The organism is Streptomyces sp. NPDC026246, assembly GCF_055567995.1.
The window spans coordinates 414,006-440,445 of sequence record NZ_JBVHPJ010000004.1 but is presented as its reverse complement, the minus strand read 5'-3'; the positions used below and the strand labels follow the sequence as shown (position 1 = coordinate 440,445).

28 protein-coding genes are annotated in these 26,440 nt (G+C 72.9%); 13 read left to right on the top strand and 15 right to left on the bottom strand.

Going from position 1 to position 26,440, the window contains the following annotated elements; genetic code table 11:
* Positions 1-95: 95 nt before the first annotated feature.
* Positions 96-581 carry an Lrp/AsnC family transcriptional regulator gene (locus tag ACZ4M5_RS13940; RefSeq protein WP_467736290.1) on the bottom strand — a complete coding sequence of 162 codons (486 nt, stop codon included), beginning with the start codon at positions 579-581 and terminating at the stop codon, positions 96-98.
* A 121-nt stretch (positions 582-702) separates the two neighbouring features.
* Between ACZ4M5_RS13940 and ACZ4M5_RS13935 the strand changes: the two genes are divergently transcribed.
* The 4 genes from ACZ4M5_RS13935 to ACZ4M5_RS13920 are packed head-to-tail and all read left to right on the top strand — an operon-like array spanning position 703 to position 4,784.
* Positions 703-1,452: a LytR/AlgR family response regulator transcription factor gene (locus ACZ4M5_RS13935; protein WP_467736288.1), complete on the top strand. Its 750-nt coding sequence runs from the start codon at positions 703-705 to the stop codon at positions 1,450-1,452.
* Between the two features lie 2 nt (positions 1,453-1,454).
* Positions 1,455-1,850, top strand: coding sequence for a hypothetical protein (locus ACZ4M5_RS13930; protein ID WP_467736584.1), 396 nt, complete (start codon positions 1,455-1,457; stop codon positions 1,848-1,850).
* A 10-nt stretch (positions 1,851-1,860) separates the two neighbouring features.
* Complete coding sequence (locus ACZ4M5_RS13925; RefSeq protein WP_467736286.1) at positions 1,861-3,573, top strand: sodium/solute symporter; 1,713 nt, start codon at positions 1,861-1,863, stop codon at positions 3,571-3,573.
* Complete coding sequence (locus ACZ4M5_RS13920) at positions 3,570-4,784, top strand: sensor histidine kinase (RefSeq protein WP_467736284.1); 1,215 nt, start codon at positions 3,570-3,572, stop codon at positions 4,782-4,784. Before ACZ4M5_RS13925 ends, ACZ4M5_RS13920 begins: the two co-directional genes overlap by 4 nt.
* Positions 4,785-4,788: 4 nt before the next feature.
* Here ACZ4M5_RS13920 and ACZ4M5_RS13915 read toward each other — a convergent pair whose 3' ends face one another.
* The 5 genes from ACZ4M5_RS13915 to ACZ4M5_RS13895 form a co-directional block, all read right to left on the bottom strand.
* Positions 4,789-4,968: a hypothetical protein gene (locus ACZ4M5_RS13915; protein ID WP_398108570.1), complete on the bottom strand. Its 180-nt coding sequence runs from the start codon at positions 4,966-4,968 to the stop codon at positions 4,789-4,791.
* Positions 4,969-5,048: 80 nt separating this feature from the next.
* Complete coding sequence (locus ACZ4M5_RS13910) at positions 5,049-5,999, bottom strand: cytochrome c oxidase assembly protein (RefSeq protein WP_467736282.1); 951 nt, start codon at positions 5,997-5,999, stop codon at positions 5,049-5,051.
* A 163-nt stretch (positions 6,000-6,162) separates the two neighbouring features.
* Complete coding sequence (locus ACZ4M5_RS13905; RefSeq protein ID WP_467736280.1) at positions 6,163-7,188, bottom strand: 6-phosphofructokinase; 1,026 nt, start codon at positions 7,186-7,188, stop codon at positions 6,163-6,165.
* Between the two features lie 202 nt (positions 7,189-7,390).
* On the bottom strand, positions 7,391-8,119 hold the full coding sequence (locus ACZ4M5_RS13900; protein ID WP_333929899.1) for a type 1 glutamine amidotransferase: 729 nt from the start codon (positions 8,117-8,119) through the stop codon (positions 7,391-7,393).
* Positions 8,120-8,142: 23 nt separating this feature from the next.
* Positions 8,143-9,381 (bottom strand): DUF1727 domain-containing protein, encoded by a 1,239-nt coding sequence (locus tag ACZ4M5_RS13895; protein WP_467736277.1) that lies wholly within the window; start codon positions 9,379-9,381, stop codon positions 8,143-8,145.
* A 158-nt stretch (positions 9,382-9,539) separates the two neighbouring features.
* Between ACZ4M5_RS13895 and def the strand changes: the two genes are divergently transcribed.
* Positions 9,540-10,079, top strand: a complete 540-nt coding sequence (gene def / locus ACZ4M5_RS13890) for a peptide deformylase (RefSeq protein ID WP_467736275.1) — start codon at positions 9,540-9,542, stop codon at positions 10,077-10,079.
* Between the two features lie 9 nt (positions 10,080-10,088).
* Here def and ACZ4M5_RS13885 read toward each other — a convergent pair whose 3' ends face one another.
* A complete protein-coding gene (locus ACZ4M5_RS13885) occupies positions 10,089-10,733 on the bottom strand; it encodes a TetR/AcrR family transcriptional regulator (RefSeq protein ID WP_467736273.1) in 645 nt (214 codons plus the stop codon).
* Positions 10,734-10,905: 172 nt separating this feature from the next.
* On the opposite strand from ACZ4M5_RS13885, the gene ACZ4M5_RS13880 reads away from it, so the two are divergent.
* Positions 10,906-12,132: an acyl-CoA dehydrogenase family protein gene (locus ACZ4M5_RS13880; protein WP_467736271.1), complete on the top strand. Its 1,227-nt coding sequence runs from the start codon at positions 10,906-10,908 to the stop codon at positions 12,130-12,132.
* A gap of 6 nt (positions 12,133-12,138) precedes the next feature.
* On the opposite strand, the gene ACZ4M5_RS13875 is transcribed toward ACZ4M5_RS13880, so the two are convergent.
* Together ACZ4M5_RS13875 and ACZ4M5_RS13870 are read right to left on the bottom strand one after the other, a co-directional pair.
* Positions 12,139-12,660: a cupin domain-containing protein gene (locus ACZ4M5_RS13875; protein WP_467736269.1), complete on the bottom strand. Its 522-nt coding sequence runs from the start codon at positions 12,658-12,660 to the stop codon at positions 12,139-12,141.
* A complete protein-coding gene (locus tag ACZ4M5_RS13870; RefSeq protein ID WP_467736267.1) occupies positions 12,657-13,718 on the bottom strand; it encodes a type III polyketide synthase in 1,062 nt (353 codons plus the stop codon). The genes ACZ4M5_RS13875 and ACZ4M5_RS13870 overlap by 4 nt, the downstream gene beginning before the upstream one ends.
* A gap of 167 nt (positions 13,719-13,885) precedes the next feature.
* Between ACZ4M5_RS13870 and ACZ4M5_RS13865 the strand changes: the two genes are divergently transcribed.
* Positions 13,886-14,551 carry a thiaminase II/PqqC family protein gene (locus tag ACZ4M5_RS13865; protein ID WP_467736265.1) on the top strand — a complete coding sequence of 222 codons (666 nt, stop codon included), beginning with the start codon at positions 13,886-13,888 and terminating at the stop codon, positions 14,549-14,551.
* A gap of 50 nt (positions 14,552-14,601) precedes the next feature.
* Here the strand turns inward: ACZ4M5_RS13865 and ACZ4M5_RS13860 are convergent, their stop codons facing one another.
* From ACZ4M5_RS13860 to ACZ4M5_RS13840, 5 genes are all read right to left on the bottom strand, one after another.
* The gene (locus ACZ4M5_RS13860; RefSeq protein ID WP_333929907.1) at positions 14,602-14,838 is read right to left on the bottom strand and encodes a DUF6213 family protein; all 237 of its coding nucleotides are present in this window, start codon (positions 14,836-14,838) and stop codon (positions 14,602-14,604) included.
* A gap of 25 nt (positions 14,839-14,863) precedes the next feature.
* A complete protein-coding gene (locus ACZ4M5_RS13855; protein ID WP_467736262.1) occupies positions 14,864-16,249 on the bottom strand; it encodes an NADP-dependent succinic semialdehyde dehydrogenase in 1,386 nt (461 codons plus the stop codon).
* Positions 16,250-16,325: 76 nt separating this feature from the next.
* Positions 16,326-16,784, bottom strand: a complete 459-nt coding sequence (locus ACZ4M5_RS13850) for an NUDIX hydrolase (protein ID WP_467736260.1) — start codon at positions 16,782-16,784, stop codon at positions 16,326-16,328.
* Positions 16,781-18,319 (bottom strand): ATP-dependent DNA ligase, encoded by a 1,539-nt coding sequence (locus tag ACZ4M5_RS13845; protein ID WP_467736258.1) that lies wholly within the window; start codon positions 18,317-18,319, stop codon positions 16,781-16,783. The genes ACZ4M5_RS13850 and ACZ4M5_RS13845 overlap by 4 nt, the downstream gene beginning before the upstream one ends.
* Positions 18,320-18,799: 480 nt before the next feature.
* Positions 18,800-19,729, bottom strand: a complete 930-nt coding sequence (locus ACZ4M5_RS13840; protein WP_467736256.1) for an NAD(P)/FAD-dependent oxidoreductase — start codon at positions 19,727-19,729, stop codon at positions 18,800-18,802.
* Between the two features lie 78 nt (positions 19,730-19,807).
* Between ACZ4M5_RS13840 and ACZ4M5_RS13835 the strand changes: the two genes are divergently transcribed.
* The 6 genes from ACZ4M5_RS13835 to ACZ4M5_RS13810 all read left to right on the top strand — a co-directional run bounded on the left by ACZ4M5_RS13835 (position 19,808) and on the right by ACZ4M5_RS13810 (position 25,112).
* On the top strand, positions 19,808-20,380 hold the full coding sequence (locus ACZ4M5_RS13835) for a helix-turn-helix domain-containing protein (RefSeq protein ID WP_467736254.1): 573 nt from the start codon (positions 19,808-19,810) through the stop codon (positions 20,378-20,380).
* Positions 20,381-20,500: 120 nt separating this feature from the next.
* Complete coding sequence (locus ACZ4M5_RS13830; protein WP_467736252.1) at positions 20,501-21,466, top strand: NADPH:quinone oxidoreductase family protein; 966 nt, start codon at positions 20,501-20,503, stop codon at positions 21,464-21,466.
* Positions 21,463-22,641: an acyl-CoA dehydrogenase family protein gene (locus ACZ4M5_RS13825; RefSeq protein ID WP_467736250.1), complete on the top strand. Its 1,179-nt coding sequence runs from the start codon at positions 21,463-21,465 to the stop codon at positions 22,639-22,641. Before ACZ4M5_RS13830 ends, ACZ4M5_RS13825 begins: the two co-directional genes overlap by 4 nt.
* Positions 22,638-23,711: an acyl-CoA dehydrogenase family protein gene (locus ACZ4M5_RS13820; protein WP_467736248.1), complete on the top strand. Its 1,074-nt coding sequence runs from the start codon at positions 22,638-22,640 to the stop codon at positions 23,709-23,711. Before ACZ4M5_RS13825 ends, ACZ4M5_RS13820 begins: the two co-directional genes overlap by 4 nt.
* A gap of 213 nt (positions 23,712-23,924) precedes the next feature.
* Entirely contained in the window at positions 23,925-24,788 is an 864-nt protein-coding gene (locus tag ACZ4M5_RS13815; protein ID WP_467736246.1) for a phosphatidylinositol-specific phospholipase C/glycerophosphodiester phosphodiesterase family protein, read from the top strand.
* A gap of 129 nt (positions 24,789-24,917) precedes the next feature.
* On the top strand, positions 24,918-25,112 hold the full coding sequence (locus ACZ4M5_RS13810; RefSeq protein ID WP_333929917.1) for a hypothetical protein: 195 nt from the start codon (positions 24,918-24,920) through the stop codon (positions 25,110-25,112).
* 2 nt (positions 25,113-25,114) lie between these two features.
* Here ACZ4M5_RS13810 and ACZ4M5_RS13805 read toward each other — a convergent pair whose 3' ends face one another.
* Entirely contained in the window at positions 25,115-26,353 is a 1,239-nt protein-coding gene (locus ACZ4M5_RS13805) for a phosphodiester glycosidase family protein (protein ID WP_467736244.1), read from the bottom strand.
* Positions 26,354-26,440: the final 87 nt, after the last annotated feature.

Sequence of the window (26,440 nt, the reverse complement as noted above, 5' to 3'; positions counted from 1 at the left end):
GGCCGGGCCCGACAAGAAACAAAGATTGCGCGTCGACGCACGAATGCTGCGTCTTCGAGCTGGTCAGCGCACGCCTGCTGCGCCACCCGCCGGGGCTACTCCGGTGCCGGCTGACTGGCTCCCGCCTCGGGACTCTCCGGCAGCAGATGCGACAGCACCATCACGCTGATCGTCTTCCGGATGAACGGTTCCTGGCGGATGCGCTCCAGCACCTCCTCGAAGTGCTCCACGTCCCGCGCCCGCACGTGCAGCAGCGCGTCCGCGCCGCCGGTGACGGTCATCGCCGCGGCGATCTCCGGGTAGTCCCGCACGACCTCCGCCAGCCGCCGCGGGGGCGCCGCGCCCTCGCAGTACACCTCGACGTAGGCCTCGGTGCGCCAGCCCAGCGCCGACGGCTTGACCGTGGCCGAGAACCCGGTGATCACGCCCGTCTCGCGCAGCCGGTCGACCCGGCGCTTGACCGCCGTGGCCGACAGCCCGATCGCCGTCCCGATCTCGGCGAACGACGTCCTCGCGTTCGCCATCAACGCGGTGATGATCTTCCGGTCGAGTTCGTCGAACGCCGCGGACCTGCTGTTCATGCGGGCACTGTATCCACCACCACCCCGGCCCGCCCCCGGCCCGGCGCGGCCGACGGGACCGCTGCGAACGATCACCGCCGGCCCGTGTCCGCACGCGGGGATCGCCCCTACACTCCGGGTCATGCTGCGCGCCCTGGCTGTCGACGACGAACGCCCCTCGCTGGAGGAACTCCTCTATCTGCTGCGGGCCGACCCCCGCATCGGCAGCGCGGAGGGCGCCGGCGACGCGACCGAGGCACTGCGCCGCATCAACCGTGCCCTGGAGTCCGGCCCCGGCGGGCCCGAGGCGATCGACGTCGTCTTCCTCGACATCCAGATGCCGGGCCTGGACGGCCTCGACCTCGCCCGGCTGCTGGGCGGTTTCGCCCGGCCCCCGCTCGTCGTCTTCGTCACCGCCCACGAGGACTTCGCCGTCCGGGCCTTCGACCTCAAGGCCGTCGACTACGTCCTCAAGCCCGTGCGCAGGGAACGGCTGGCCGAGGCCGTGCGCCGGGCCGCCGAGCGGCGCGGCACCGCCCCGGGCATCCCCGTGCACGAACCCGACCCGGACCAGATACCCGTCGAACTCGGCGGCGTGACGCGGTTCGTCGCCGTCGACGACATCACCCACGTCGAGGCCCAGGGCGACTACGCCCGCCTGCACACCGACCGCGGCAGCCACCTGGTGCGCATCCCGCTGTCCACCCTGGAGGAGCGCTGGCGCTCCCGCGGCTTCGTCCGCATCCACCGCCGCCACCTCGTCGCCCTGCGCCACATCGGCGAACTCCGCCTCGACGCCGGCACCGTCAGCGTCCTCGTCGGCTCCGAGGAGCTGCAGGTCAGCCGGCGCCACGCCCGGGAGCTGCGCGACCTGCTGATGCGGAGGCCGTGACGGTGCCCCAGGACCACACCGAGCGCCGCGTCGTCGTCACCGGCCCGCCCCGCCAGAGCCTCCCGCACGCCCGGCTGCGCTCCCGGGGGCGCCATCCCTCGCCATCCGCCTACTACCGGCCGCGCACCGAGATCGACGAGCAGACCACCCTCGGCCACACCTACGTGCGCTCCCTGATGCGCAGCCAGCTGCGCGCCGCCCTCACCGTCCTCGCGGTCCTCGGCCTGCTCGTCGGCCCGCTCCCCCTGCTGTTCGCGGCGCTGCCCGGCGCCCGCCGCCTGGAGTGGGCCGTCCTCGGCTTCGGCCTCTACCTGCCCCTGGTGCTGCTCGCCCGCTGGTACGTCCGCCGCGCCGAACGCAACGAACGCGACTTCGTGCGCCTCGTCGAAGACCGCTGAGTCCCACCCGATGAACTCCGGCTACGCCGTCCCCGCCGTCGCCCTGGTCGTCGTCTCGACCGTCCTGGTCGGCGCCTTCGGCCTGCGCATCTCCCGCACCACCTCCGACTTCTACGTCGCCTCCCGCACGGTCGGCCCGCGGCTGAACGCGGCCGCGATCAGCGGCGAGTACCTGTCCGCCGCCTCCTTCCTCGGCATCGCCGGGCTCGTCCTGGTCCAGGGCCCCGACATGCTCTGGTACCCGGTCGGCTACACCGCCGGGTACCTCGTCCTGCTGCTGTTCGTCGCCGCGCCGCTGCGCCGCTCCGGCGCCTACACGCTGCCCGACTTCGCCGAGGCCCGCCTCGCCTCCCAGGCCGTGCGGCGGCTCGCCGGAGCCTTCGTCGTCGGTGTCGGCTGGCTGTACCTGCTGCCCCAGCTGCAGGGAGCGGGGCTCACGCTGACCGTGCTCACGGGGGCACCCGACTGGCTGGGCGGGGTCACCGTCGCCCTCGTCGTCACCGCCACCGTCGCCGCGGGCGGCATGCGCAGCATCACCTTCGTCCAGGCCTTCCAGTACTGGCTCAAGCTCACCGCCCTGCTGGTCCCCGCCCTGTTCCTGGTGCTGGCCTGGCAGGGCGACGGCGCCCCGCGCCATGCCTTCGACGAACCGGCCACCTTCCGCGAGCAGCGCGTCGTCCGTGTCGAGGACGACATCGACCTGAAGCTGGACCGCCCGCTGACCGTCACGGTCACCGGCACCGTCGACGGCCGCACCCACGCCGCCGGCCGTGTCGACCTGACCGCCGGCACCCACCGCATCGACGGCGGCACGCGCCTGGAGTTCCCCGCGGGCGCCGCCGTCCCCGAGGCCGAACGTGGCGGCGGCGGCGACCTGTCACCGTCCCAGGCCGAAAGCCGGGAGGAACGCCCCCTGTACGCCACCTACGGCCTGATCCTCGCCACGTTCCTCGGCACCATGGGCCTGCCGCACGTCGTGGTCCGCTTCTACACGAGCCCGCACGGCGTCGCCGCCCGCCGCACCACCGTCGCCGTCCTCGCCCTGATCGGTGCCTTCTACCTCCTGCCCCCCGTCTACGGCGCCCTCGGCCGCCTCTACGCACCCGAACTCACCCTCACCTCGGACCCCGACGCGGCGGTCCTGCTGCTGCCCGACCGCATGATCGGAGGAGTGGGCGGCGACCTGCTGGGCGCGCTGGTCGCCGGGGGCGCCTTCGCCGCGTTCCTCTCCACCGCCTCGGGGCTGACCATGGCGGTCGCCGGTGTCCTCACCCAGGACGTGCTGCCGTCCCGGGGCGTACGGCACTTCCGTCTGGGGACGGTGCTGGCCATGGCGGTGCCCCTCGCGGCGAGCGTCCTGGTCGGCGGGCTCCCGGTCGCCGACGCCGTGGGGCTGGCCTTCGCGGTGTCGGCGTCCTCGTTCTGCCCGCTGCTCGTCCTCGGCATCTGGTGGCGGCGGCTCACCCCGCCCGGCGCGGCCGCCGGGATGCTGGTCGGGGGCGGCTCCGCCCTCCTCGCCGTCGCCGCGACCATGACGGGCTACCCGGGCCCGGGCGCCCTGCACGCCCTGCTCGCCTGGCCCGCCCTGTGGTCCGTGCCGCTCGGCTTCCTCACCATGATCGCGGTCTCCCTGGCCACCCCCGGCCGGGTGCCGCCGGGCACGAACGCGGTCCTGGCCCGGTTCCACCTGCCCGAAGAACTGCGCAGCGAGGTGACGTCGTGAGCGACTTCCTGGCGGGTCTGTGCGTCGCCGTGCTGCCGGTCCTGGCCCTGGGTGTCTGGATCGGCCGGCGCACCGCCCGGGCCGGCAGCCTCGCCGGACTCGGCACGCCCGTCGAGCACGCCACCTTCGAGACCCTGCACACCGCCTCCCTGGCCGCGCCGCCGCTGCGGGCCGGCCTGACCGAGGAGACCGCCCGCAGGTCCGCCCGCAAACTGCGCTCCCTGCTCGGCACGGACGCCCTGTGCCTCACCGACCGGGCACAGGTCCTGGTCTGGGACGGCGACGGCGCCCACCACCGCGGCGAGATCATGGAACGCCTCGGCGGGCCGCTGGACACCGGCCGCGGCGAGGCGTTCCGGCTGACCTGCGACAACCTGGACTGCTCGGTGCGCTGGGCGGTCGTCGCCCCCCTCACCGTCGACGACCGCGTGCACGGCGCCCTGGTCGCCTGCGCCCCCCGCGAGTCCGCCGTGCTGGTCCGGGCCGCCGGCGAGGTCGCCCGCTGGGTCTCCGTGCAGCTGGAGCTGGCGGACCTCGACCGTTCCCGCACCCGCCTCATCGAGGCCGAGATCAAGGCGCTGCGGGCCCAGATCTCGCCGCACTTCATCTTCAACTCGCTCGCGGTGATCGCCTCGTTCGTGCGCACCGACCCCGAGCGCGCCCGCGAGCTGCTCCTGGAGTTCGCCGACTTCACCCGCTACTCGTTCCGCCGGCACGGCGACTTCACCACCCTCGCCGACGAGCTGCACGCCATCGACCACTACCTGGCACTGGTCAGGGCGCGCTTCGGCGAGCGCCTCTCCGTCACCCTGCAGATAGCCCCCGAGGTGCTGCCCGTCGCCCTGCCCTTCCTGTGCCTGCAGCCGCTCGTGGAGAACGCCGTCAAGCACGGCCTGGAGGGCAAGGCCGTCCCCACGGGCAAGTGCCACATCCAGATCACCGCCCAGGACGCGGGCGCCGAGGCGCTGGTCGTCATCGAGGACGACGGCGCCGGCATGGACCCCGAGCTGCTGCGCCGCATCCTCGCCCGCGAGGCCAGCCCTTCCGGCGGCATCGGCCTGTCCAACGTCGACGACCGGCTCCGCCAGGTCTACGGCGACGCCCACGGCCTCGTCATCGAGACCGCGCGGGGAGCGGGCATGAAGATCACCGTCCGGCTGCCCAAGTACCAGCCGGGCGTCCACTCGGCGGGCCGGCTGACCGAGGAGTGAGCCGTCAGGTGCTGCGCGTGGTGACCACCATGCCGAGGGTGATCAGGCCCAGGACGACCCAGCCGAACCACAGCCAGCCGTTGCTCCCGAGCGCCACCGTGTAGGCCGTCACGACGACGAGGCCGCCGACGGTGAGCACGCCCATGGTCTTCGTCGAATGGGAACCGTTCGTGGAACCGGGCATCGTGACACCCTCCTCGTGGTCCGGTCCCTCCATGGTGCCTGCCGGACGCCCGGCGCGCACGGGCCTTGCACGAGCCGCCTTCAGCGCCCCTGCGCGTTCAGTGAGGCGAGATAGGCGTTGTACGCCTCCAGCTCCTTGTCGCCGTCGCGCTCGGCGGCCCGGTCCGTGCGCCGCGCCTGACGCTGCTCGGAGGCGTACCACTGGAACAGCAGGGCGATCAGCACCAGCACCGACGGGATCTCGCTGAACGCCCAGGCGATGCCGCCCGCCGCGTTCTGGTCGGACAGCGCCTCGACGCCGAGGGAGGCGGGCGGGTTCTTGAACGACTCGACCATCGGCTCGGTCGCCATCATCAGGGCGATGCCGAAGAACGCGTGGAACGGCATGCCCGCGAACAGCTCCAGCATCCGCATCAGGTAGCCGGGCCGGTGGGGGCCCGGGTCCACGCCCATGATCGGCCAGAAGAACACCAGGCCCACGGCGAGGAAGTGCACCATCATCGCGACGTGCCCCGCCCTGGACCCCATCAGCGTGTCGAAGAGCGGCGTGAAGTACAGCCCGTACAGGCTCGCGATGAACAGCGGGATCGTGAACGCGGGGTGGGTGACGATCCGCATGTACCGGCTGTGCAGGAACATCAGCAGCAGCTCACGCGGCCCCTTGCGCCCCCGCCCGGCCGTGGGCAGCGCCCGCAGCGCGAGAGTGATCGGCGCCCCGAGCAGGATGAGGATCGGCGAGACCATGCTGATCACCATGTGCTGCACCATGTGCACGCTGAACATGACCATGCCGTAGTCGTTGAGCTGCGTGCACATCATGAGCATGATGCTCAGCACGCCCAGCGTGTAGGCGACGGTCCGGCCCACAGGCCACTTGTCCCCGCGCCGGACCAGCCGGACGACACCCCACCCGTACAGCGCCAGACCGGCCAGGCAGGCGACGAGGAAGAACGGGTCCGCCGACCACTCCAGCCCTCGCCCCAGCGTGAACGGCGGCAGATCCATGGTCATGCCGTGCCCGCTGTGATCCATTCCGCCGGCTCCTGTTTCGTGGGGGTGTGCAACAAGTTGTCCGCCCACAAGAGTAGAGCCGCCCCCGGTCACCACGGTGACCGGGGGCGGTGCGACGCCTCAGGGGTGCGGGGAACTGCGCGAGCGACCACCCGCGACCCGCACTCGGCAGATCAGCTCAGGCTCAGAGAACGCACTCCGCCTCGTCGTACCGATCCTCCGGCACGGTCTTCAGCGTCTCGACGGCCTCCGCCAGCGGCACCATCACTATGTCGGTCCCGCGCAGCGCGGTCATGTGCCCGAACTCGCCCCGGTGCACGGCCTCCACCGCGTGCCAGCCGAACCGCGTGGCGAGCACCCGGTCGTACGCCGTCGGCGTCCCGCCGCGCTGCACGTGCCCGAGGATGACCGGCCGGGCCTCCTTGCCCAGCCGGTCCTCCAGCTCGATCGACAGCTGCCGGGCGATGCCGGCGAAGCGCTCGTGCCCGTAGATGTCCTTGCCGCCCTCGTCGAAGTCCATGGTTCCGGGCCGCGGCTTGGCGCCCTCGGCCGCCACGACGATCGCGAAGCGCTTGCCCGCCTCGAACCGCTCGCCGACGCGCCGGGCCAGCTCGTCCATGTCGAAGGGCCGCTCGGGGACGACGATCGCGTGCGCGCCGGCCGCCATGCCGGAGTGCAGCGCGATCCAGCCGGTGTGCCGGCCCATGACCTCCACGACCAGCACCCGCTGGTGGGACTCGGCGGTCGTCTTCAGCCGGTCGAGCGCCTCGGTCGCCACGCCCACGGCCGTGTCGAAGCCGAAGGTGACGTCCGTGACGGCGATGTCGTTGTCGATGGTCTTCGGTACGCCCACCACGGGAAGCCCGCTGTCCGACATCAGCCGGGCGGCCTTCAGCGTGCCCTCACCGCCGATGGGGATGATCGCGTCGAGACCGAGCTCCTCGACGTGTCCCCTGGCCCGCTCGACGCCGTCCCGCAGGTGGGACGGCTGGACCCGGGAGGAGCCGAGGATGGTGCCGCCGCGGGCGAGGATGCCGCCCACCGCGTCGAGGTCGAGCTTGAGGTAGTCGCACTCCAGGAGGCCCTTCCAGCCGTCCCGGAAGCCGATGACCTCGTCGCCGTGGTCGACGACGGCGCGGTGCACGACGGACCGGATGACGGCGTTCAGGCCGGGGCAGTCGCCGCCGGACGTGAGGACACCAATGCGCATAGCCCGAATACCTTCTCAACGTGGGCCGGGGACCGGACCACGTCGTCCGGCGGGAATCCCCGCCACCCTAGCGGCACCGGGGGCCATGACCGAAGCACGCGTCCGCCTGCTGGACGACCCCGCTCACCTGTGCGGATGTGCCGTCAGACGGGCTGTTGACCCGGAGGTTGACGCGTGCCTCGGACGAGCTGCGGCGCTGCGCTCAGGCGGGCTGCTGAGCAGCCGCGATGCGCTCGTTGCGCAGGGCCTCGTACCAGCGGTCGTCGGTCGGCGGCAGCGCGTTGACGTCGAGGGCCAGCTTCAGCAGCAGGTCCGCGATCAGCGGGTTGCGCGCCAGCACCGGGCCGTGCATGTACGTCCCGAAGACGGTGTCGTTGAAGGCGCCCTCGGTGCCGTCGCCCGTGCCGTTGCCGTTGCCGAACCGCACCCGGGCGAGCGGGCGGGCGGTCGGGCCCAGGTGGGTGACGCCCTGGTGGTTCTCGAAGCCCGTCAGCGGCGGCAGTCCCAGGCGCTCGTCGACGTCGCCCAGCACGTCACCGACGCACCGCGCGCCCTCGCCGCGCACCGAGACCACGTCCAGCAGCCCCAGGCCGGGCTCCCGCTGGCCGAGGTCGTTGATGAACTCGTGGCCGAGGATCTGGTAGCCGGCGCACACCGAGAACACGATGGCGCCGTTCTCCACCGCCCGGGTCAGTCCGCCGTCCCGGCGCAGCCGCTCGGCGGCGAGCCGCTGCGGCCGGTCCTCGCCGCCGCCGATCAGGTAGATGTCGCCGGAGGTCGGGATCGGCTGGTCGCTGCGCACGTCGAGCCGGGCCACGTCCAGGCCGCGCTGCCGGGCACGGCGCTCCACGACGAGGACGTTGCCCTGGTCGCCGTAGGTGCTGAGCAGGTCGGGATAGATCCAGACGACCCGCAGTTGGTTGTCGCTCACAAAAGTCCCCTGACGTCTCGTGCTCAGTTGCCGACGCGGCGGCGCAGGTCCTGGAACGCCGTGTAGTTGGCGATGACCTCGATCCGGCCCGGCGGGCAGGCGGCCACGGCCTGGTCGAGGGTGTCGAAGACCTGGAAGTTCTGGTCGGCGACCTCCAGGCGCACCGCCAGGTCCAGCCGCCGGTCGCCGATCACGCAGATCGGGTGGCCCGACAGGCGCGTGTAGTCGACGTCCCACAGCCAGGAGGTGTCCGTGCCGTCGGCGCCGCGCGCGTTCACGGACAGGATGACCGGCGTGGGCGGCGGGTCGATCAGGGAGAACGTCTCCAGCCAGCCGGCCGGGTTCTTGGCGAGCAGGAGCCTGAGGTCCCGGCCCTGGAACTGGACGACGTCGTACCGTCCGGCGACCGCCTGCACCTGGTACATGCGCTCCAGCGCGACCTGCGGCGGCACGCCGAACACGGCGGCGACGGCGGCCGAGGAGGCCGCGTTGGCCTTGTTGGCACGGCCGGGCAGCTGCAGGTGGATCGGCCAGGCCGAGCCGTGCGGGTCGAGGACGTGGTCGCCGGAGAGCGCCCAGCTCGGCGTCGGGCGGCGGAAGCCGCACTCGCCGCAGAACCAGTCGTCGCCCGGGCGCTGCATCACACCGCCGCAGGACGGGCAGGACCAGGCGTCGTCCTTCCACATCTGGCCCGCGGCGACCCAGACGACGTTGGGGGAGGAGGAGGCGGCCCACACGACCAGCGGGTCGTCGCAGTTGGCCACGATCACGGCCTTGGAGCCCGCGAGCCCTTCGCGCCAGTTCTCGGCGAGCATGCGCGTCTCGGCGGCCCGGTCGAGCTGGTCGCGGGAGAGGTTGAGCAGCGCGATGCACTTCGGCGCGGTGTCCCGGGCGACCCCGGCGAGGTACTTCTCGTCGACCTCGATGACGCCGTACCGGGCCTCGGAGCCGCCGGCGAGCGCCGAGGTGATGCCGGCCGGCATGTTGGCGCCGAGCGCGTTCGACACGACGGGGCCCGCCGCGCGCAGGGCCTCGGCGATGAGCCGGGTGGTGGTGGTCTTGCCGTTGGTCGCCGAGACCAGCGTCACGTCCAGGTTCTGCGCGAGCCGGGCCAGCAGGTCGGGGTCGAGCTTGAGTGCCACCCGGCCGCCGATCACCGATCCGCTGCCGCGTCCCGCGGCGCGGGACGCCGCCGCGACCGCCTTGCCCGCGGTCACGGCCAGCTTGGCCCGCGGCGAGAGCGGGTCCGAGTTGCCTGCCATCAGTTCTCGATCCTCCTTGCGTACGCGCCGCGCCCTGAAGCCTGACGGCCACGTGGTGTGGACCTCAGCCTATCGAGATCCATTCGCACTCCCGAACCGTGGCACTGTGGCGAACTCGTGTGGAAGGCGCGGACCGACAGGACCTTACTCTTGCCGCCATGCGACACAGCCCCATCCCCGGCGCCCGCGGCCGCGTGAGACCCCTTACGCTGCACGGCGATCCCGTCCTGCACACGCCCTGCGCGGAGGTCACCGACTTCGGCCCCGAACTGGCCCGGCTCGTGGAGGACTTGTTCGCGACGATGTACGCCGCGCGGGGCGTCGGACTCGCCGCCAACCAGGTCGGCGAGCCGCTGCGGGTCTTCGTGTACGACTGCCCGGACGACGAGGACGTCCGCCACCTGGGGCACGTCGTGAACCCGCGCCTGGTGGTCGCCGACGGGGTGGTGATCCGCGGCCCGGAAGGCTGTCTGTCCCTGCCGGGCCTGGAAGCGGGCACCGAACGCCACGACCACGCCGTGGTGGAGGGCTTCACCGTGACCGGCGAGCCCGTCACGGTCCACGGCACGGGCTTCTTCGCCCGCTGCCTGCAGCACGAGTGCGACCACCTGGACGGCCGCGTCTACGCGGACCGCCTCACGGGCCGGCGCCACCGCAGGCTGATGCGGCAGGTCGCCCGGGCCTCCTGGAACGCCTGAGGGCCGTGGTCAGAACCCCGGGCCCCCCAGCCGGTCGCCCACGGTCGCAAGCCGCCCCCACAACAGGTCCGCCAGGCTGCGCACCAACTCGGACCGCGAGCAGGGCCGTTCCCCCAGCCACCAGTCACCGGCCGCGTGCATCATGCCGACGATCCCGTGGCCCCACACCCGCGCGAGCTGCTGGCCGCCCGGCCCGAGGTCCAGCCGCTCCTCGATGACCTGGGCCAGCTCCTCGCCCATCCGCCGCAGCAACGGCGCGCTGTGCTTGCCGACATCGAACCCGGGATCGCCCGGCTGGCCGCCCTCGGCGGGGTGCATCAGGAACCGGTACACCTGGGGACGCGCCTCGATCGCGGCGAGGTAGGTGTCGAGCGTCGCCTCGACGCGCTCGCGCCGGTCCGCCGGGGCGTCCAGCGCCGCCCGCAGGGAGTCCAGCAGCGCGTCGGTGTGCCGTTTGGCAAGGGCGGCGTAAAGTCCGCCCTTGTCGCCGAAGTGGCGGTAGAGGATCGGCTTGGTGATCCCGGCCTCCGCCGCGATCGCGTTCATCGAGGCCTGGGGGCCGTCGCGCAGCACCACTCGGTCGGCGGCCTCGAGCAGCTGGCGCCGCCGGCGGTCGGCGGACCGTTGCTGGTCGGTCCGCTGTGTGGTGTCCATGTGCTCTCCCCACCCGTGGTATTTCGATGACGCTTGCGCAAACTAGCACTCGGGCGTGATCCGGACACGGGAAGGGCCCGACCGGGCCGGTGGGAGTTGACGTGGACTACCCGTCGGTAACAGACTGCGGTTACCGCAAGTAACATGCATGTGCGCCGCTGGAGGGGACGACATGGCCGAGTTCACCATGGAGCTCAACGACGAACAGAAGGAGGTCCGTGACTGGATCCACGGCTTCGCCGCCGACGTGATCCGGCCCGCGGCCGCCGAATGGGACGAGCGTGAGGAGACTCCCTGGCCGGTCATCCAAGAGGCCGCCAAGGTCGGCATCTACTCCCTGGACTTCTACGCCCAGCAGTACTTCGACCCCACCGGCCTCGGCATCCCCATGGCGATGGAGGAGCTCTTCTGGGGCGACGCGGGCATCGCCCTGTCCATCGTCGGCACCGGCCTCGCCGCCGTCGGCGTCCTCGCCAACGGCACCGAGGAGCAGATCGGCACCTGGATCCCGCAGATGTACGGCGACGCCGACGACGTGAAGGTCGCCGCCTTCTGCTCCTCCGAGCCCGACGCCGGATCCGACGTCGCCTCCATGCGCACCCGGGCCGTCTACGACGAGGCCAAGGACGAATGGGTGCTCAACGGCACCAAGACCTGGGCCACCAACGGCGGCATCGCCAACGTCCACGTCGTCGTCGCGGTCGTCGACCCCGAGCTCGGCTCCAAGGGCCACGCCTCCTTCATCGTCCCGCCGGGCACCGAGGGACTCTCCCAGGGGCAGAAGTTCAAGAAGCACGGCATCCGTGCCTCGCACACCGCCGAGGTCGTCCTCGACAACGTGCGCGTGCCCGGTTCCTGCCTCCTCGGCGGCAAGGAGAAGCTGGACGAGCGGCTCGCCCGCGCCCGGGAGAAGGCCAGGCAGGGCGGGGAGCGCGTGAAGAACGCGGCCATGGCCACCTTCGAGGCCTCGCGCCCGGCCGTCGGTGCCATGGCGGTCGGCACCGCCCGCGCCGCCTACGAGGTCGCCCTCGACTACGCCACGAACCGCGAGCAGTTCGGCCGGCCCATCATCGACAACCAGGGCGTGGCGTTCCAGCTCGCGGACATGCGCACCTCGATCGACGCGGCGCGGCTGCTGGTGTGGCGCGCCTCCTGGATGGCGGTCAACGGCAAGCCGTTCACTGCGGCCGAGGGCTCGATGTCCAAGCTCTTCGCCAGCGAGACCGCCAAGAAGGTCACCGCCCAGGCCATCCAGATCCTCGGCGGCAACGGCTACACCCGCGAGTACCCGGTGGAGCGCATGCACCGCGACAGCGCCATCTACACGATCTTCGAAGGCACGAGCGAGATCCAGCGCCTGGTCATCGCCCGCACCCTCGCCGGTGTGCCCATCCGCTGACGCCCGCTAACGGTGCCTGAGCGGCGTCAGCTGCTCGATGTCGTACCGCGCCCGGAGCTCCTCGATCGCCGTGTGGTCCGGCGGGCCCCCGGCGCCGAGGATCTCCAGCAGCTCCTCGAAGTACCGCTCGTGGTCCGGCGGCGGGCTCGCCTGGAAGAACATCTTCGCGGGCGCGTCCGTCGGATTGGCGAACGCGTGCGGGCACCCCGGGGGCACGACGATCACCGTGCCCGGGGTCGCCCGCACCACCCGGTTGCCGGCGGCGGACTCCCACCCCTGCCAGCGGTCGGGGGTGCGGATCCGCGGCTCGAAGGCGAGCACGTCCAGCTCGCCCTCCAGCACGTAGAACAACTCCTCGCTGCGGGTGTGCACATGGGCGCCGACGTCGAACCCCGGCGGCACCACCACCTCGAAGGAGGAGGCCGCGCGGGAGTGGGCGCCGGTTACCTTGAAGGTCACGTGCTGGGCGGGCGCCTGGACGATGCGGCCCTGCCCCGGCGGAACGAGCAGCCCTTCCGTCGCGGTCATCCCGCCAGGTCCCCGTCCCGCCAGTGGCCCAGCGCCATCTCGGCGGTGATGCCGGGCCCGAACCCGGCGACCAGTCCGCGCGCCCCGCTTCCCGGCCCGCCCTCGTCGAACAGCCGGCGCAGCGCGTCCAGGACGACGGCGCTGGCGATGTTGCCGTACTCGGTGAGCGTGGCCCGGCTGAACCGGAAGGCGTGCCGGTCGACGCGCAGGAAGGTGCTCAGGTCGTCCAGGATCCGGGGGCCGCCCGCGTGGACGATGTAGAAGTCCAGGTCGGACGCGTCCCACCCGTGGTCGCCCGCCAGGTCCGTGATGACCGGCGCGAGCGGCTCCATCGTGCCCGGGACCCGCTTGTCCAGCAGGAAGTGGAAACCGGTCGCGCGCACGTCGTACGTGATCCAGTCCTCGGTCTTCGGGATCAGGAACGAACCGTTGCGCTCCAGGGCGATGCCCTCGCCGCCCCGGCCGCGCACCACGGCGGCTGCGATGCCGTCACCGAACAGCCCGTTCGACAGCAGGGAACCGACGCCCATGTCGGTGGGCTGGTAGCACAGCGAGCAGAACTCGCAGGCCACGATCAGCGCGTTGGCCTCGGGGTAGGCGGAGCAGAAGTCGTGGGCCCGGTTGATCGCCGCGCCGCCGGCCGCACAGCCCAGCTGGGCGATCGGCAGCTGACGGGTGGTCGGCTCGAAACCCATCTCGTTGATCAGCCAGGCCGTCAGCGACGGCATCATGAAGCCCGTGCACGACACGTAGACGATCAGATCCACCTCGGTGGTGAGCAGCTCGGCGTCGTCGAGGGCCCGCTGGACCACCGCGGGCACCCGCGCCTTGGCCTGTGCCTCGTAGAGCTTGTTGCGCTCCTCGAAACCCGGGTGTCTCAGAGTCTCCTCGACGGGCTGCACGATGCGTCGCGTGCGCACCCCGGTGTTCTCGATGAGCCGGAGGGCGAGCGGCAGTTGGGGGTGGTCCGCGTGGCGCTGCCGCGCCAGTTCCAGCGTCTCCTCCATCGTGATCACGTACTCCGGGACGGACACCGCGGGTCTGCACAAAGTCGCCATGAACCATGCCTGCTTTCGCCTTCCGGAAGGCGGCTCGCCCCCCGGCCAGAAGGTGGTTCACCCCACGATCACCCGGGGGCACGGTGACTTCGCGCCGGGCTACTCCGTACCGGGGAGGACGTGCAAGGCTCGTTGCGGCACTTGGATGACGGATGACGGAGGACGCGATGACGCACCCGGCCCAGGACCTGCTGTCGGCGACCACCGCACGGCTCGCCCCCGACCCGCGCTCCAACCCCCTCGTGCCCAGGATCGCCGACGGCACGGCTCCCCGCTCCGTCCTCGCGGCCCTGGCCCTGGAGCAGAGCTGGGTGATCCCCGCAGACCGCCGCGCCTTCGAGCACCTGGCGGACCGCTCCGCGGCGACCGACCCGCGGGCCGCCGCCTTCTTCACGACACTGGCCCGGGGCGAAGACCTGGCGGCGGAGCGGCTGACCGCCTTCGCCCGGGCGTGCGGCGTGGACGAGGAGCGGGAGGCGTCGTACGAGCCGCTCCCCGGCTGTCAGGCCTACCCGGCGTACGTGGCCTGGCTGGCCCTGGGCGCCCCACCGCCGGAAGCGGTCCTGGCCCTGGCGGCCAACTTCTCGGCCTGGGGCGGCTATTGCGCGACGATCGCCGCAGCACTGCGCGAGCGCTACGGCTTCACCGACGAGGCCTGCGCCTTCTTCGACTTCTTCGCCCAGCCGTCCCCCGACCTGGACCGCCTGGCGGTTGAGGCGGTCCAGGCCGCCCTGGACGCGGAGCGACTGGACGAGAACACCGCACACCGGTACGGCCGTCTGCTGCAGCGCTACGAGGCGATGTTCTGGAGCACCCTGAGCGCGCTTGCCTAGCCGGGCGGGGAGTCGGGCGACCAGCCGTCACCCGCCCGCACGCGCACCCTCTACGTCGCCGTCCCGCTGCTGTGCGCGATACAGGCCACGTCGATACGGTCGGCGAGCTTCGCCAGTTCGATGGTCAGAGCCGCGACCGTGTCCTCGTCCAGTCCGGACTCCCCGTCCTCCACCAGCCGCACCCACCGTCCCCCCACCGTGCGCAGCAGCTTGCTGACATCCGCCGCAGCCACCTGCAGGGTCCCGCGGTTGTCGACGATCAGAGGCAGAGTCACTTCGCGGTTCACAGACGGGATCGTAGCCCTGCATCACTCACGCACCGTGCCAAACCGTGGTGATGTTGCAGAACTCGCGGATTCCGTGCCCGGACAGCTCACGCCCGTACCCGGACCTCTTCACACCGCCGAACGGGAACGCCGGGTGCGAGGCCGTCATCCCGTTGAAGAACACGCCTCCGGCCTCCAGATCCCGGACGAAACGGTCCACGTCGGCCTCGTCGCGCGTCCACACGTTGGAACTCAGGCCGAACGGCGAGTCGTTCGCGATCAGCACCGCCTCGTCCAGGTCCGCCGCCCGGTACAGCGTGGCGACCGGCCCGAACGCCTCCTCTCGGTGGATGCGCATCTCGCGGGTGATGCCGGCGAGGATCGTCGGCGTGTAGTACCAGCCCGGACCCTCCGGGCGTTCGCCACCGCACAGCACCCGGGCCCCGCTGCGCACCGCGTCGTCGACCAGCTCCTCCAGATCGCGCAGTCCCTGCTCGCTGGAGAGCGGCCCGACCTCGGTGTCCTCGGACAGGGGGTCGCCGACCTTCAGCGCCCGCATGCCCTCGGTGAACCGTTCGGCGAAGGCGTCGTAGACGTCCGTGTGCACGATGAACCGCTTGGCGGCGATGCAGGACTGCCCGGTGTTCTGCACCCGTGCCGTCACCGCGACCTGCGCCGCCTTGTCGATGTCGGCGGACGGCATGACCACGAACGGGTCGCTGCCGCCCAGCTCCAGCACCGTCTTCTTGATCATCTCCCCGGCGGTGGAGGCGACCGCGCGGCCGGCCGGCTCGCTGCCGGTGAGGGTGGCGGCCTTGACGCGTTCGTCGCGCAGGATGTCGTCGATCGCCGCCGAGCCGATCAGCAGGGTCTGGAAGCAACCTTCCGTGAAGCCCGCCCGGTGGAAGAGGTCCTCGATGTAGAGGGCGGTCTGCGGGACGTTCGAGGAGTGCTTGAGCAGGCCCACGTTCCCCGCCATCAGCGCGGGCGCCGCGAAGCGGATCACCTGCCACAGCGGGAAGTTCCAGGGCATGACCGCGAGCACCGGGCCGACCGGCCGGTAGCGCACCAGGACGCGTGAGGCGCCCGAGTCCTTGACGTCCGCGTCGGAGGGCCGCTCGTCGGCGAGCAGTTCCTCGGCGTGGTCGGCGTACCAGTGCATCGCCTTGGCGCACTTGGCGGCCTCGGCCCGTGCCTGCTGGATCGGCTTGCCCATCTCGGTGGTCATCACCCGGGCGATGTCCTGCTGGTCCTCCTCGAGGAGGTCGGCGGCCCGGTGCAGCAGCCGCGCGCGCTCCTCGAAGGTCGTCGTACGGTAGGTGCGGAACGTGGCCTCCGCGAGCTGGAGCCGGCGCTCGATCTCCTCCTCGCCCATGGCCTCGTACGTCTTGAGCGTCTCGCCGTTCGCCGGGTTCACCGTCGCGATGGGCATGGCTGACCTCCCTCGGTGCGGGCTGTGTCTCGACCTTCCCGCGCGACGGAAGGGACCGCAACGCGGGAGTGTCTCCTCAGGGCGAGTGCTCCGCCAGCCGGTCGAGAAACGCGGCCTGGGCCGTGACGATCACCGCTCGGGCCTGTTCGACCCCGAACCACGCGACCCGGTCCAGCTCGGGGAACTCCTGCAGCCGCCCCGAGCGCGGCGGCCACTCCATCCGGAACGTGCCGGGCGCGACGGTGTCCGGGTCGAGGTCGGCCTCGATCGCCCAGGCGGTGACGATCTTGCCGTTGCCCTGCCGCACCTCGCCCAGGGCGATGGCCTCACCGTCGGGCGGAGGCAGCCCCAGCTCCTCCTCGAACTCCCGGCGGGCGGCGGCCCAGGGGGACTCGTCCGGCTCGTACTCGCCCTTGGGGATGGTCCAGGCGCCGGCGTCCCGCCGGGCGTAGAAGGGACCGCCCATGTGGCCGAGCAGGACCTCGCGGCCGAGCGCGGACGGGCGGAAGAGCAGCAGGCCTGCGCTGCGCTTCACGGTCTCACCTCCGGGTGCGCCGCGAGGAGCGTCTCGACGGTGTCGGCCTCCTCGGGGCGCTTGTCCTCGCGGTACCGGATCACGCGGGCGAAGCGGAGGGTGACGCCGGCCGGGTAGCGCGTGGAGCGCTGCAGGCCGTCGTAGGCGATCTCGACGACGAGTTCCGGGCGGACCTTGACCACGTAGCCGTCCGTCTCGACGGCGAGCTGCTGCAGCCGTTCGGTCTGCCAGGTGAGCAGCGCGTCGGTCATGCCCTTGAACGTCTTGCCGAGCATGGCGAGACCCCCGTCGGCCGTGCGGGCGCCCAGGTGGAGGTTGGAGAGCTTGCCGCTGCGGCGGCCGTGGCCCCACTCGGCGGCCAGGACGACGAGGTCGAGGGTGTGGACGGGCTTGACCTTCAGCCAGGACGCACCCCGCCGGCCGGCGCTGTAGGGGGCGTCCAGCGCCTTGGCGACGACTCCTTCGTGGCCGCGCTGCAGGGTCGCGGCCAGTAACCGCTCCGCCGCGGGCGTGTCCTCGGGGCCGGAGACCAGCGTGCGGCGCACCCGCATCGGCTCGGGGACCAGGCGGGCCAGCTCGGCGTGGCGCTCGGTGAACGGCAGGTCCAGCAGGTCACGGCCGTCGACGGACAACGCGTCGAAGAAGACGGGGGAGACGGGCACCGCACGGGCTGCGGTCGCCACGTCCGTGCGCGAACCGACCCGGCCGGCCGTCTCCTGGAACGAACGGGGGCGCCCGTCCTCGCCGAAGGAGATCACCTCGCCGTCCAGGATGAACCGTTCACCCCGCAACTCCAGCACGGCGGCCGTCACTTCGGGCAGCCGGTCGGTGATGTCGTCGAGCGTGCGGGTGTAGAGCCGCACCGTGCCGCCGTCCCGGTGCACCTGGACCCGGATGCCGTCCAGCTTCTCCTCCACCGCGCAGGCGCCGAGCTTGTCGACGGCCTCGGCGACCGAGGAGGCGCTGTGCGCCAGCATGGGCAGCACCGGGCGGCCGACGGTGAGCCGGAACCGTTCGAGGGACGCGGGCCCGTCCGAGAGCAGCGCCTCGGCGACCGACTGCAGCGAACCCGCGAGCATCACGGCCCGGCGGACGTCCGCGGAGGGCGCACCCGTCGCCTGGGCCAGGCCCTCCACGGCCACCGCGTCCAGGGCGCCCTGCCGGACCTCGCCGGTGAGCAGTCCCAGCAGGAACCGCTGCTCGTCCTCGGTGGCCGCGCCCATCAGCTCCCCGACCAGCCGGGTGCGCTCCGCCTGGGAGCCGGGGCCGGACACCTTCGCGAGCTCGGACAGCCGGGCGTCGACGTCCCGCACGGTCAGACTCGGCTCGGCGGCGGGAGCGACCGGCCGCCCGAGCACCTTCCAGCCGACGCCGATGCGGCCCTGCGGCAGGCGTCCGGCCAGGTAGGGGATGACGACGGGCACGTCGTCCGCCTCCGCGTCCCGGAAGAGCTCCGCGAGCAGCGCCGTCTTCCTCGACCGCGCGGAGGTGGCGGCGACCTCCTGGGACACTCGGGCCAGCCGATGCAGAAGCATGCAGTCATGGTGCACCGCCGGGGTCCTCTCTACACCCGGACGGCCGGGCCGGTGCGGTGAAGTGCGGTGAAGGGGCCGGGGTGGCCGCCGGAGCCAGTCCCACGCCCTCGCGGCGGCGCCTTCGGCGGGGGGCGACGCGTTCCCGGCCACGGCACACCGCCAGGCCCCCACCGGTGTGCCGTGGCCGGGGGCCTGGAGGCGGTGTGCCGTGGCTGGGGTTCCGGCGGGCGCGGCGCGCCCCTGCCGGTCTCACCGCGAGGTGCCGCTGCCGGCTCGCCCGTGTGGTGCCTCTGCCTGCCTCCATGCGGGGGCGCGGCCGTGCCGGTCCCCACGCCGCGGCCCGGGCGCTGCCGGTCGTTGCGCGCGGTGCCGCCGCCGGCCCGCACGCGAGGTGCGGCGGCGTCGGACTCACGCGCTCGCCCGCCCGGCGCCTCCGCCGATTCGCTCGCCCGGCGCCTCCGCCGTTTCCCCGTGCGGCGCCTACGGCTGCACGGCCGCGTCGAGGTCCGTCATCAGCAGGTCCCCGACGATCGCGGACGCGGCCCGGTAGCCGCCGCTCGCCGCGTGGACGACCTGCTCGGCGAAGCCGATCGCGTTGCCCGCCGCCCACACGCCCGGCACGGTCGTCAGGCCGGTCGCGTCGACCACCGGGTACGCGCCGAAGGGCGTCTCGTGCAGCTCCGCGCCGAGCCGCTCCAGCAAGCCCGTCTGCGGCACCGGCCGGGGCGCGGCGAACAGCACCGAGCGGGCGTGCACCGTGCCGTCGGCCAGCCGGACCCCGGCGAGCCGGTCGTCCTCGACCACCAGGCCCGCCACCTCGCCCGGCACCACGTCCACCCCGGCGGCGGCCAGCCGGCGCAGGTCGACGTCGGACAGCTCCTCCTCGGCGACCCGGTGCAGGAAGAACCGCACGTCCTTGGACCACTGGGACACCATCAGCGCCTGATGCACGCTCGCCGGGCTGGTCGCCAGCACCCCGAACGGCTGGTCCCGCACCTCCCACCCGTGGCAGAAGGGGCAGTGCAGCACGTCCCGACCGAACCGTTCGGCGACCCCCGGCACGTCGGGCAGCTCGTCCTTGAGCCCGGTGGCGACGACGAGGCGGCGGGCGCGCACGGTCCGGCCGCCGGCCGCCACCACCGTGAAGTCCTCGTCCCGTCCCACCTCCACCACCCGGTCCCGTACCAGCTCGACGCCGTAGCGGGTGATCTCCGCACGGCCCGCGGCCAGGAACTCGGCCGGTGGCATGCCGTCGCGCGACAGATAGCCCTGCATGTGCGCGGCGGGCGCGTTGCGCGGCTCACCCGCGTCGACGACCAGTGTGCGGATCCGGGCCCGGCCCAGCACCAGCGCCGCGGACAGACCGGCCGCGCCACCGCCGACGACGACCACTGCGTACTTCTCGGTCATGGTGACCACCTCCGCCGCCGAGCGTCGCTCCGGACCCTCGGGATTGACAAACACCTTTGCCGAACCTGCAATACGCACATGACCACGGACGAGGTACTCGCGGGCGTCGGCCCGAGGCTCCGGCAGATGCGCAAGGAGCGGGAGGTGACCCTGGCGGCGCTCTCGGAGACCACCGGCATCTCCGTCAGCACCCTGTCGCGGCTGGAGTCCGGCCTGCGCAAACCCAGTCTCGAACTGCTCCTGCCGATCGCGCGCGCCCACCAGGTGGCCCTGGACGAACTGGTCGGGGCCCCGCCGGCCGGTGACCCCCGGGTGCGGTCCAAGCCGATCGTGCGGGGCGGGCGCACCCACTGGCCCCTCACCCGCCAGCCGGGCGGCCTCCAGGCCTACAAGGTGCTGGAGCCGCAGCGGAGGCTGGAACCGGACCCGCGCACGCACGACGGCTACGAGTGGCTGTACGTGCTGTCCGGGCGGCTGCGCCTGGTGCTGGGGGAGCACGACGTGGTGCTCACGGCGGGGGAGGCCGCCGAGTTCGACACGCGGGTGCCGCACTGGTTCGGGTCGACGGGGGAGGGGCCCGTGGAGTTCCTCAGCCTGTTCGGGCCGCAGGGGGAGCGGATGCACGTGCGGGCCCGGCCGAAGAAGGCGTGACGCACACGACAGGCGAAGCGCGGAACCTGTCCGCCGGAGGCTGTTCCCTGATCGGCAAGCGACCGCTTAGTATGCGAACCGACCCCGGTCAGACGAAGCAGTCCCCCGTGGAGGCCCCGCATGCAGGCATGGCACGTGCACGAGAACGGCGAGCCGGGCGAGGTGATGCGGCTCGAGGACGCGGAGCCGCCCACCCCCGCCGAGGGCCAGGTCCTGCTGAGGGTGCGGGCGGCCAACGTCAACTTCCCCGACGCCCTGCTGTGCCGCGGCCAGTATCAGGTCCGGCCGCCGCTGCCGTTCACCCCCGGCGTGGAGATCTGCGGCGAGACCGAGGACGGCCGCCGGGTCATCGCCAACCCGGCGCTGCCGCACGGTGGTTTCGCCGAGTACGCCCTCGCCGACTCCGCCGCCCTGCTGCCCGCGCCCGAGGCCCTGGACGACGCCGAGGCCGCCGCCCTGCACATCGGCTACCAGACGGGCTGGTTCGGCCTGCACCGCCGGGCCGGTCTGGAGGCCGGAGAGACGCTGCTCGTCCACGCTGCCGCAGGAGGGGTCGGCAGCGCGGCCGTGCAGCTCGGGAAGGCCGCCGGCGCCACCGTCATCGGTGTCGTCGGCGGCCCCGACAAGGCGGCCGTCGCCCGCGAGCTGGGATGCGACGTGGTGATCGACCGGCGCTCCGACGACGTCGTCGCCGCCGTCAAGGAGGCCACGGGCGGCCGGGGCGCCGACGTGGTCTACGACCCGGTCGGCGGCGAGGCCTACACCCAGTCCGCCAAGACCGTCGCCTTCGAGGGGCGGATCGTCGTCGTCGGTTTCGCCAGCGGCACCATCCCCAGCCCGGCCCTCAACCACGCCCTGGTGAAGAACTACTCGATCCTGGGCCTGCACTGGGGCCTGTACAACAGCAAGGACCCGAAGCTCGTCCGGCACTGCCACGAGCAGCTCACCGAGCTGGCCGCGCGGGGCGCGATCAAGCCGCTGGTCAGCGAGCGCGTGCCGCTCGCCGGAGCGGCCGACGCCGTGCAGAAGGTGGCCGACGGCCGGACCACCGGCCGGATCGCCGTCGTGATGGAGGAGTCGGCATGACCCCCGAGGAACTGCGCCACAGCACGCGGGAGTTCCTGGCCGCGCACCCGCCGGCCTCGACCGACCGTCTCGACTTCCTGCGGGCCCGCTTCGACGCCGGGCTGGCCTGGGTGCACTTCCCCCAGGGCCTCGGCGGGCTCGGCGCCTCCCGCTCCCTGCAGGCCGTCGTCGACGCCGAACTGGCCGCGGCCGGGGCGCCCGACAACGACCCGCGGCGCATCGGCATCGGCCTCGGCATGGCCGCGCCGACGATCCTCCAGTACGGCACCGAGGAGCAGAAGCGACGCTTCCTGCGGCCGCTGTGGACCGGCGAGGAGGTCTGGTGCCAGCTGTTCAGCGAACCCGGCGCCGGGTCGGACCTGGCCGCCCTCCGCACCCGCGCGGTGCGTGAGGGCGACACGTGGGTGGTCGACGGGCAGAAGGTCTGGACGTCCAGCGCCCATGTGGCCCGCTGGGCGATCCTCATCGCCCGCACCGACCCGGACGTGCCCAAGCACCGCGGCATCACCTACTTCGTGTGCGACATGACCGACCCGGGCGTCGAGGTGCGGCCGCTGCGGCAGATCACCGGCGAGGCCGAGTTCAACGAGGTCTTCCTCACCGGCGTCCGCATCCCCGACGCGCGGCGTCTCGGCGAGGTCGGCGACGGCTGGCGGGTCGCGCAGACCACGCTGAACAACGAGCGCGTGGCCATCGGCGGCATGCGGCTGCCCCGCGAGGGCGGCATGATCGGGCCCGTCTCCACGACCTGGCGCGAGCGGCCCGAGTTGCGCACCCACGACCTGCACCAGCGGCTGCTGAAGCTCTGGGTGGAGGCCGAGGTCTCCCGGCTCACCGCCGAGCGGCTGCGCCAGCAACTCGTCGCGGGCCAGCCCGGCCCCGAGGGCGCCGGCATGAAACTGGCCTTCGCCCGCCTCAACCAGGAGATCAGCGGCCTGGAGGTCGAACTCCTCGGCGAGGAGGGCCTGTCGTACGACGACTGGACCATGCGGCGCCCGGAACTGGTCGACTTCACCGGCCGCGAGGCCGGCTACCGCTACCTGCGCTCCAAGGGCAACAGCATCGAGGGCGGGACCAGCGAGGTCCTGCTGAACATCGTCGCCGAGCGCGTCCTCGGACTGCCCCCCGAGCCGCGCACCGACAAGGACGTCGCCTGGAAGGACCTGGCCCGATGAGCGATCTGCTGTACTCCGAGGAGGAAGAGGCGCTCCGCGCGGCCGTCCGCGGTCTGCTCACCGACCACTGCGACGCCCCCGGCGTCATCGCCCGCACGGAGTCGGACACCCCGCACCATCTGGCCGTGTGGAAGTCCCTCACCGGCGGCATGGGCCTGGCCGGCCTGCTGGTGCCCGAGCAGCTCGACGGGCAGGGCGCCACCCACCGGGAAGCCGCCGTGGTGCTGGAGGAACTGGGTCGCGCGGTCGCACCCGTGCCGTACCTGACGAGCGCGGTCGTCGCCACCGAGGCGCTGCTCGCCTGCGGCGCGGACGACCTGCTGCGCGACCTCGCCACCGGCACGGCGATCGGCGCCCTCGCGGTCGCCCTGAACACCGCGCCGGGGGCCGCCCACCGGACCGTCCGGCGCGAGAACGGTGCGCTGCACGGCACACTGACCGGCATCGCCGACGCCGTCGTCGCGGACGTGCTGCTCGTACCCGCCGACGACGGCGGTCTGTACGCGGTCGACGCCGGCGCCGCGACGATCACGGCGCAGGTGTCGCTCGACCTGACCCGGCCCCTGGCCACCGTCGAACTGGACGGGGCACCGGGCACGTTGCTCGGTGACGCCGAGCCCGCCGTGCGCCGTGCGCTGCGCGCCGGGGCCGGGCTGCTCGCATCCGAGCAACTCGGGCTCGCCGAGTGGACGTTGACGGAGACCGTCCGCTACCTGAAGGAACGCAAGCAGTTCAACCGGCCCGTCGGTGGCTTCCAGGCGCTCAAGCACCGCCTCGCCCAGCTGTGGCTGGAGGTCGTCAACCTCCGCGCGGCCGCCCGCAACGCCGCCGACGCCCTGGCGACCGGCGAGGACGCCGACCTCGCCGTCGCGGTCGCCCAGGCGTACGCGGCACCCGTGGCCGTCCACGCCGCCGAGGAGGCGGTGCAGTTGCACGGCGGCATCGGCATGACGTGGGAACACCCGGCACACCTCTACCTCAAGCGCGCCAAGGCCGACTCGATCGTCTTCGGCACGGCCGGCGCCCACCGAGAGGCCGTGGCCGCGCTCGTCGACCTCCAGGCGCCCTGAAGCCCCTCCCGTCGGCACCTCGAGGTCCGGCGGCAGGCCGGGCAAGCGCGGTGAAGCCCGCCCCACCAGGGGCGGGCTTTTCGGTGCGCCTCGTCCCGGAAGAGGTGAACACACGGCGGCAGTCCGGCCAACTCGGCGCGCGAGCCTGCTGGTTGAGCGACCGGGACCCCATACTCGCAGGGTTCCCGTACGGCACTTCCAGGGAGGCAGAGCATGGCCCTCACCACCCGTCGCAGAGCCCTCACCACCCTCGGCGCCGCCCTCGCGGGCACGGTCGCCCTCCCCGCCACCGACGCCCTGGCCGACCAACGCCGGCACCGGCCCCGCCCGTTGTGGCACGCCCACGCCCACAACGACTACGAGCACCCCCGCCCCCTGTACGACGCCCTCGACCACCGCTTCGGCAGCGTCGAGGCCGACATCCACCTGGTCGGCGACCGGCTCCTGGTCGCCCACGACCCGGCGGACCTCGACCCGTCCCGCACCCTGGAATCCCTCTACCTCGACCCGCTCGCCGCCCGGGTGCGCGCCCACCACGGCTCCGTGTACCGCGGTCACCGCGGCTCGCTGCAACTGCTGGTCGACATCAAGACCGAGGGCGCGTCGACCTACCTCGAACTCGACCGGCATCTCCGGCGCCACCGGCACCTGTTCACCACCTACGCCCACGGAAGGGTCTTTCCCGGCCCGGTCACCGTCGTCGTCTCCGGCGACCGGGCGGCCCGCGCCCCCCTGGAGGCCCAGTCCGTCCGGCGCGCCTTCTACGACGGCCGTCTCGCCGACCTCGGCAGCCGGGCGCCGGCCTCCCTCATCCCCCTCATCAGCGACAACTGGACGCTCAACTTCACGTGGCAGGGCGTGGGCGCCTTCCCCGACGCCGAGCGGCGGACACTGCGGGGCATCGTCACGACCGCCCACCGGCGCGGGCAGGCGGTGCGGTTCTGGGCGACCCCGGATCTGCCCGGGCCCGCCCGCGACGCCGTGTGGGGCGAACTGCTCGCCGCGGGCGTCGACCACCTCAACACCGACGACCTCGCCGGGCTCGAGAGCTTCCTGGACGCCCGGCGCAAGCCGTAGGGCCGCCGGGACCGCGGGGACACCACACGTTCGGCGGACAGGCCAGCCGCACCGACGAACCCTCCGCTACGCCACACTTGCGGCCGAACGCCGTGAACCGGACAAGGCGGCGTGGCGGAGGAGTCGACGATGGCCATTTCCATCTCTGTGGTGCTGCTGCTCTCGATCCTGGCGGTGATCTTCCTGCGCAACGGCGGCCTGAAGGTGTCCCATGCGCTGGTCTGCCTGCTGCTCGGGTTCTCCCTGGCCAGCACCAGCATCGCCCCGACCATCCACAGCGGCCTCACCGCGACGGCGGACATCGTCAGCGGTCTGCGGCCCTGACCTCACGTCCCGGAGAACACGCCGATGCCGTTGGCAACGGCCCGTTCGGCACCGCCGCTGGGGTGGTTGCGCACCGACACGGCGCTCGCGCCCGCCTTCCGGGCGACGAGCGTCGACGACCCGCCCCCGTCCAGGCTGAAGGCGTCGTCCGAGCCCAGTTCCCGCATGGTTCCGGCGACCTCGGCGATCGTCAGCCCGGTGCGGTAGGCGGCCGCCCCGTCCAGCGCGAGCAGCAGCAGGCGCCGCCCGCCGTCCGCGATCCCCACGGCCGTGCGCACGGCCGACGTCGTGTCGTCCAGACCCGGCAAGGGACTTCCGCCGCTGAGCACCGGATAGCCGCCCAGCGCGAGGCGGTACGCGGCGCCACCCGTGGCCGCCACCAGACGGTGCTCGATGTGCACCTCCTCACCCGTGGCGAACTTCCGCAGCTGCTGCGCGCCCGCCTCCCGGCCCACCAGCACGGTGGTACCCGCCGCGATGGGCCCACTGCCCGGGGTGTCGGCGGCCGACACCACCGCGCCGTCGCGGACCGTCACCTCGTAGGTGTCCGTGCTGCACGGCGCCGCCCGGTCCGTGTCCGTGCCGCAGGTGGCGCGCACGCGCGAGACGCTGCCCCACTCCGAGGTGAACGCGCCGACCGAACCGACCGGCAGCGCGTACTGGTTGAGCCCGCCCAGCGGAAGCTGCGCGTCGGCCGTGCTGACCGAGCCGTCCAGGGCCAGCCGGTCCAGGCGCGCCCGCCCGTCGGTGTCCACGGCGAACACGTCCTCCGTGGTCGTGCCGGACGGCAACGCCGGCCCGAAACGCTGCCCCTCGGGCACCGCGGCCTTGAGGGTCCGTCCGGCCGCGATCGCCGGTCCCACACTCGCGCCGGTCACCTCGACGCCGGGGTGCTGTGCCTCGCTGATGTTGAAGAAGTCGCCGTTGACACCGGCGACCGCGCCCTGGGCGTCGGCCATCCTCGACACCTGCGCCCGCGAGGCGACCGCCCCCGGGTACAGCAGGTCGACCCGCACCTGCGGATGACCCAGATCGACCCGCAGCACGTGCGCGTGCGCCACCCCCTTGGCCGCGTCGATGTCGAACTCCTCGTAGGTGACGCCCGGCGCCACCCGTGCGCGCTTCTGGACGGCGTCGGCCGGGGCCGCCCCCGCCAGGCCCGCACCGGCCAGCGCACCGAACGCCGTGAGGAGTGCCAGGACCGATCTGCCTGCCCTGCGCCGCTTGTGACGACCTGCCACCGTGCCCCCTGATGCCTCGTCGACCGTCGGGACTGTCGGGGGCAGTGCACCAGACCGGGAGGCCGGGCGGGGCCGGCCGGGCGGCGG

Coding starts and splice junctions, on each gene's coding strand:
- ACZ4M5_RS13940 (WP_467736290.1), bottom strand. CDS start 581: ATGAACAGCAGGTCCGCGGCGTTCGACGAACTCGACCGGAAGATCATC.
- ACZ4M5_RS13935 (WP_467736288.1), top strand. CDS start 703: ATGCTGCGCGCCCTGGCTGTCGACGACGAACGCCCCTCGCTGGAGGAA.
- ACZ4M5_RS13925 (WP_467736286.1), top strand. CDS start 1,861: ATGAACTCCGGCTACGCCGTCCCCGCCGTCGCCCTGGTCGTCGTCTCG.
- ACZ4M5_RS13915 (WP_398108570.1), bottom strand. CDS start 4,968: ATGCCCGGTTCCACGAACGGTTCCCATTCGACGAAGACCATGGGCGTG.
- ACZ4M5_RS13910 (WP_467736282.1), bottom strand. CDS start 5,999: ATGGATCACAGCGGGCACGGCATGACCATGGATCTGCCGCCGTTCACG.
- ACZ4M5_RS13905 (WP_467736280.1), bottom strand. CDS start 7,188: ATGCGCATTGGTGTCCTCACGTCCGGCGGCGACTGCCCCGGCCTGAAC.
- ACZ4M5_RS13895 (WP_467736277.1), bottom strand. CDS start 9,381: ATGGCAGGCAACTCGGACCCGCTCTCGCCGCGGGCCAAGCTGGCCGTG.
- def (WP_467736275.1), top strand. CDS start 9,540: ATGCGACACAGCCCCATCCCCGGCGCCCGCGGCCGCGTGAGACCCCTT.
- ACZ4M5_RS13885 (WP_467736273.1), bottom strand. CDS start 10,733: ATGGACACCACACAGCGGACCGACCAGCAACGGTCCGCCGACCGCCGG.
- ACZ4M5_RS13880 (WP_467736271.1), top strand. CDS start 10,906: ATGGCCGAGTTCACCATGGAGCTCAACGACGAACAGAAGGAGGTCCGT.
- ACZ4M5_RS13875 (WP_467736269.1), bottom strand. CDS start 12,660: ATGACCGCGACGGAAGGGCTGCTCGTTCCGCCGGGGCAGGGCCGCATC.
- ACZ4M5_RS13870 (WP_467736267.1), bottom strand. CDS start 13,718: ATGGCGACTTTGTGCAGACCCGCGGTGTCCGTCCCGGAGTACGTGATC.
- ACZ4M5_RS13865 (WP_467736265.1), top strand. CDS start 13,886: ATGACGCACCCGGCCCAGGACCTGCTGTCGGCGACCACCGCACGGCTC.
- ACZ4M5_RS13855 (WP_467736262.1), bottom strand. CDS start 16,249: ATGCCCATCGCGACGGTGAACCCGGCGAACGGCGAGACGCTCAAGACG.
- ACZ4M5_RS13845 (WP_467736258.1), bottom strand. CDS start 18,319: ATGCTTCTGCATCGGCTGGCCCGAGTGTCCCAGGAGGTCGCCGCCACC.
- ACZ4M5_RS13840 (WP_467736256.1), bottom strand. CDS start 19,729: ATGACCGAGAAGTACGCAGTGGTCGTCGTCGGCGGTGGCGCGGCCGGT.
- ACZ4M5_RS13835 (WP_467736254.1), top strand. CDS start 19,808: ATGACCACGGACGAGGTACTCGCGGGCGTCGGCCCGAGGCTCCGGCAG.
- ACZ4M5_RS13830 (WP_467736252.1), top strand. CDS start 20,501: ATGCAGGCATGGCACGTGCACGAGAACGGCGAGCCGGGCGAGGTGATG.
- ACZ4M5_RS13825 (WP_467736250.1), top strand. CDS start 21,463: ATGACCCCCGAGGAACTGCGCCACAGCACGCGGGAGTTCCTGGCCGCG.
- ACZ4M5_RS13820 (WP_467736248.1), top strand. CDS start 22,638: ATGAGCGATCTGCTGTACTCCGAGGAGGAAGAGGCGCTCCGCGCGGCC.
- ACZ4M5_RS13815 (WP_467736246.1), top strand. CDS start 23,925: ATGGCCCTCACCACCCGTCGCAGAGCCCTCACCACCCTCGGCGCCGCC.
- ACZ4M5_RS13810 (WP_333929917.1), top strand. CDS start 24,918: ATGGCCATTTCCATCTCTGTGGTGCTGCTGCTCTCGATCCTGGCGGTG.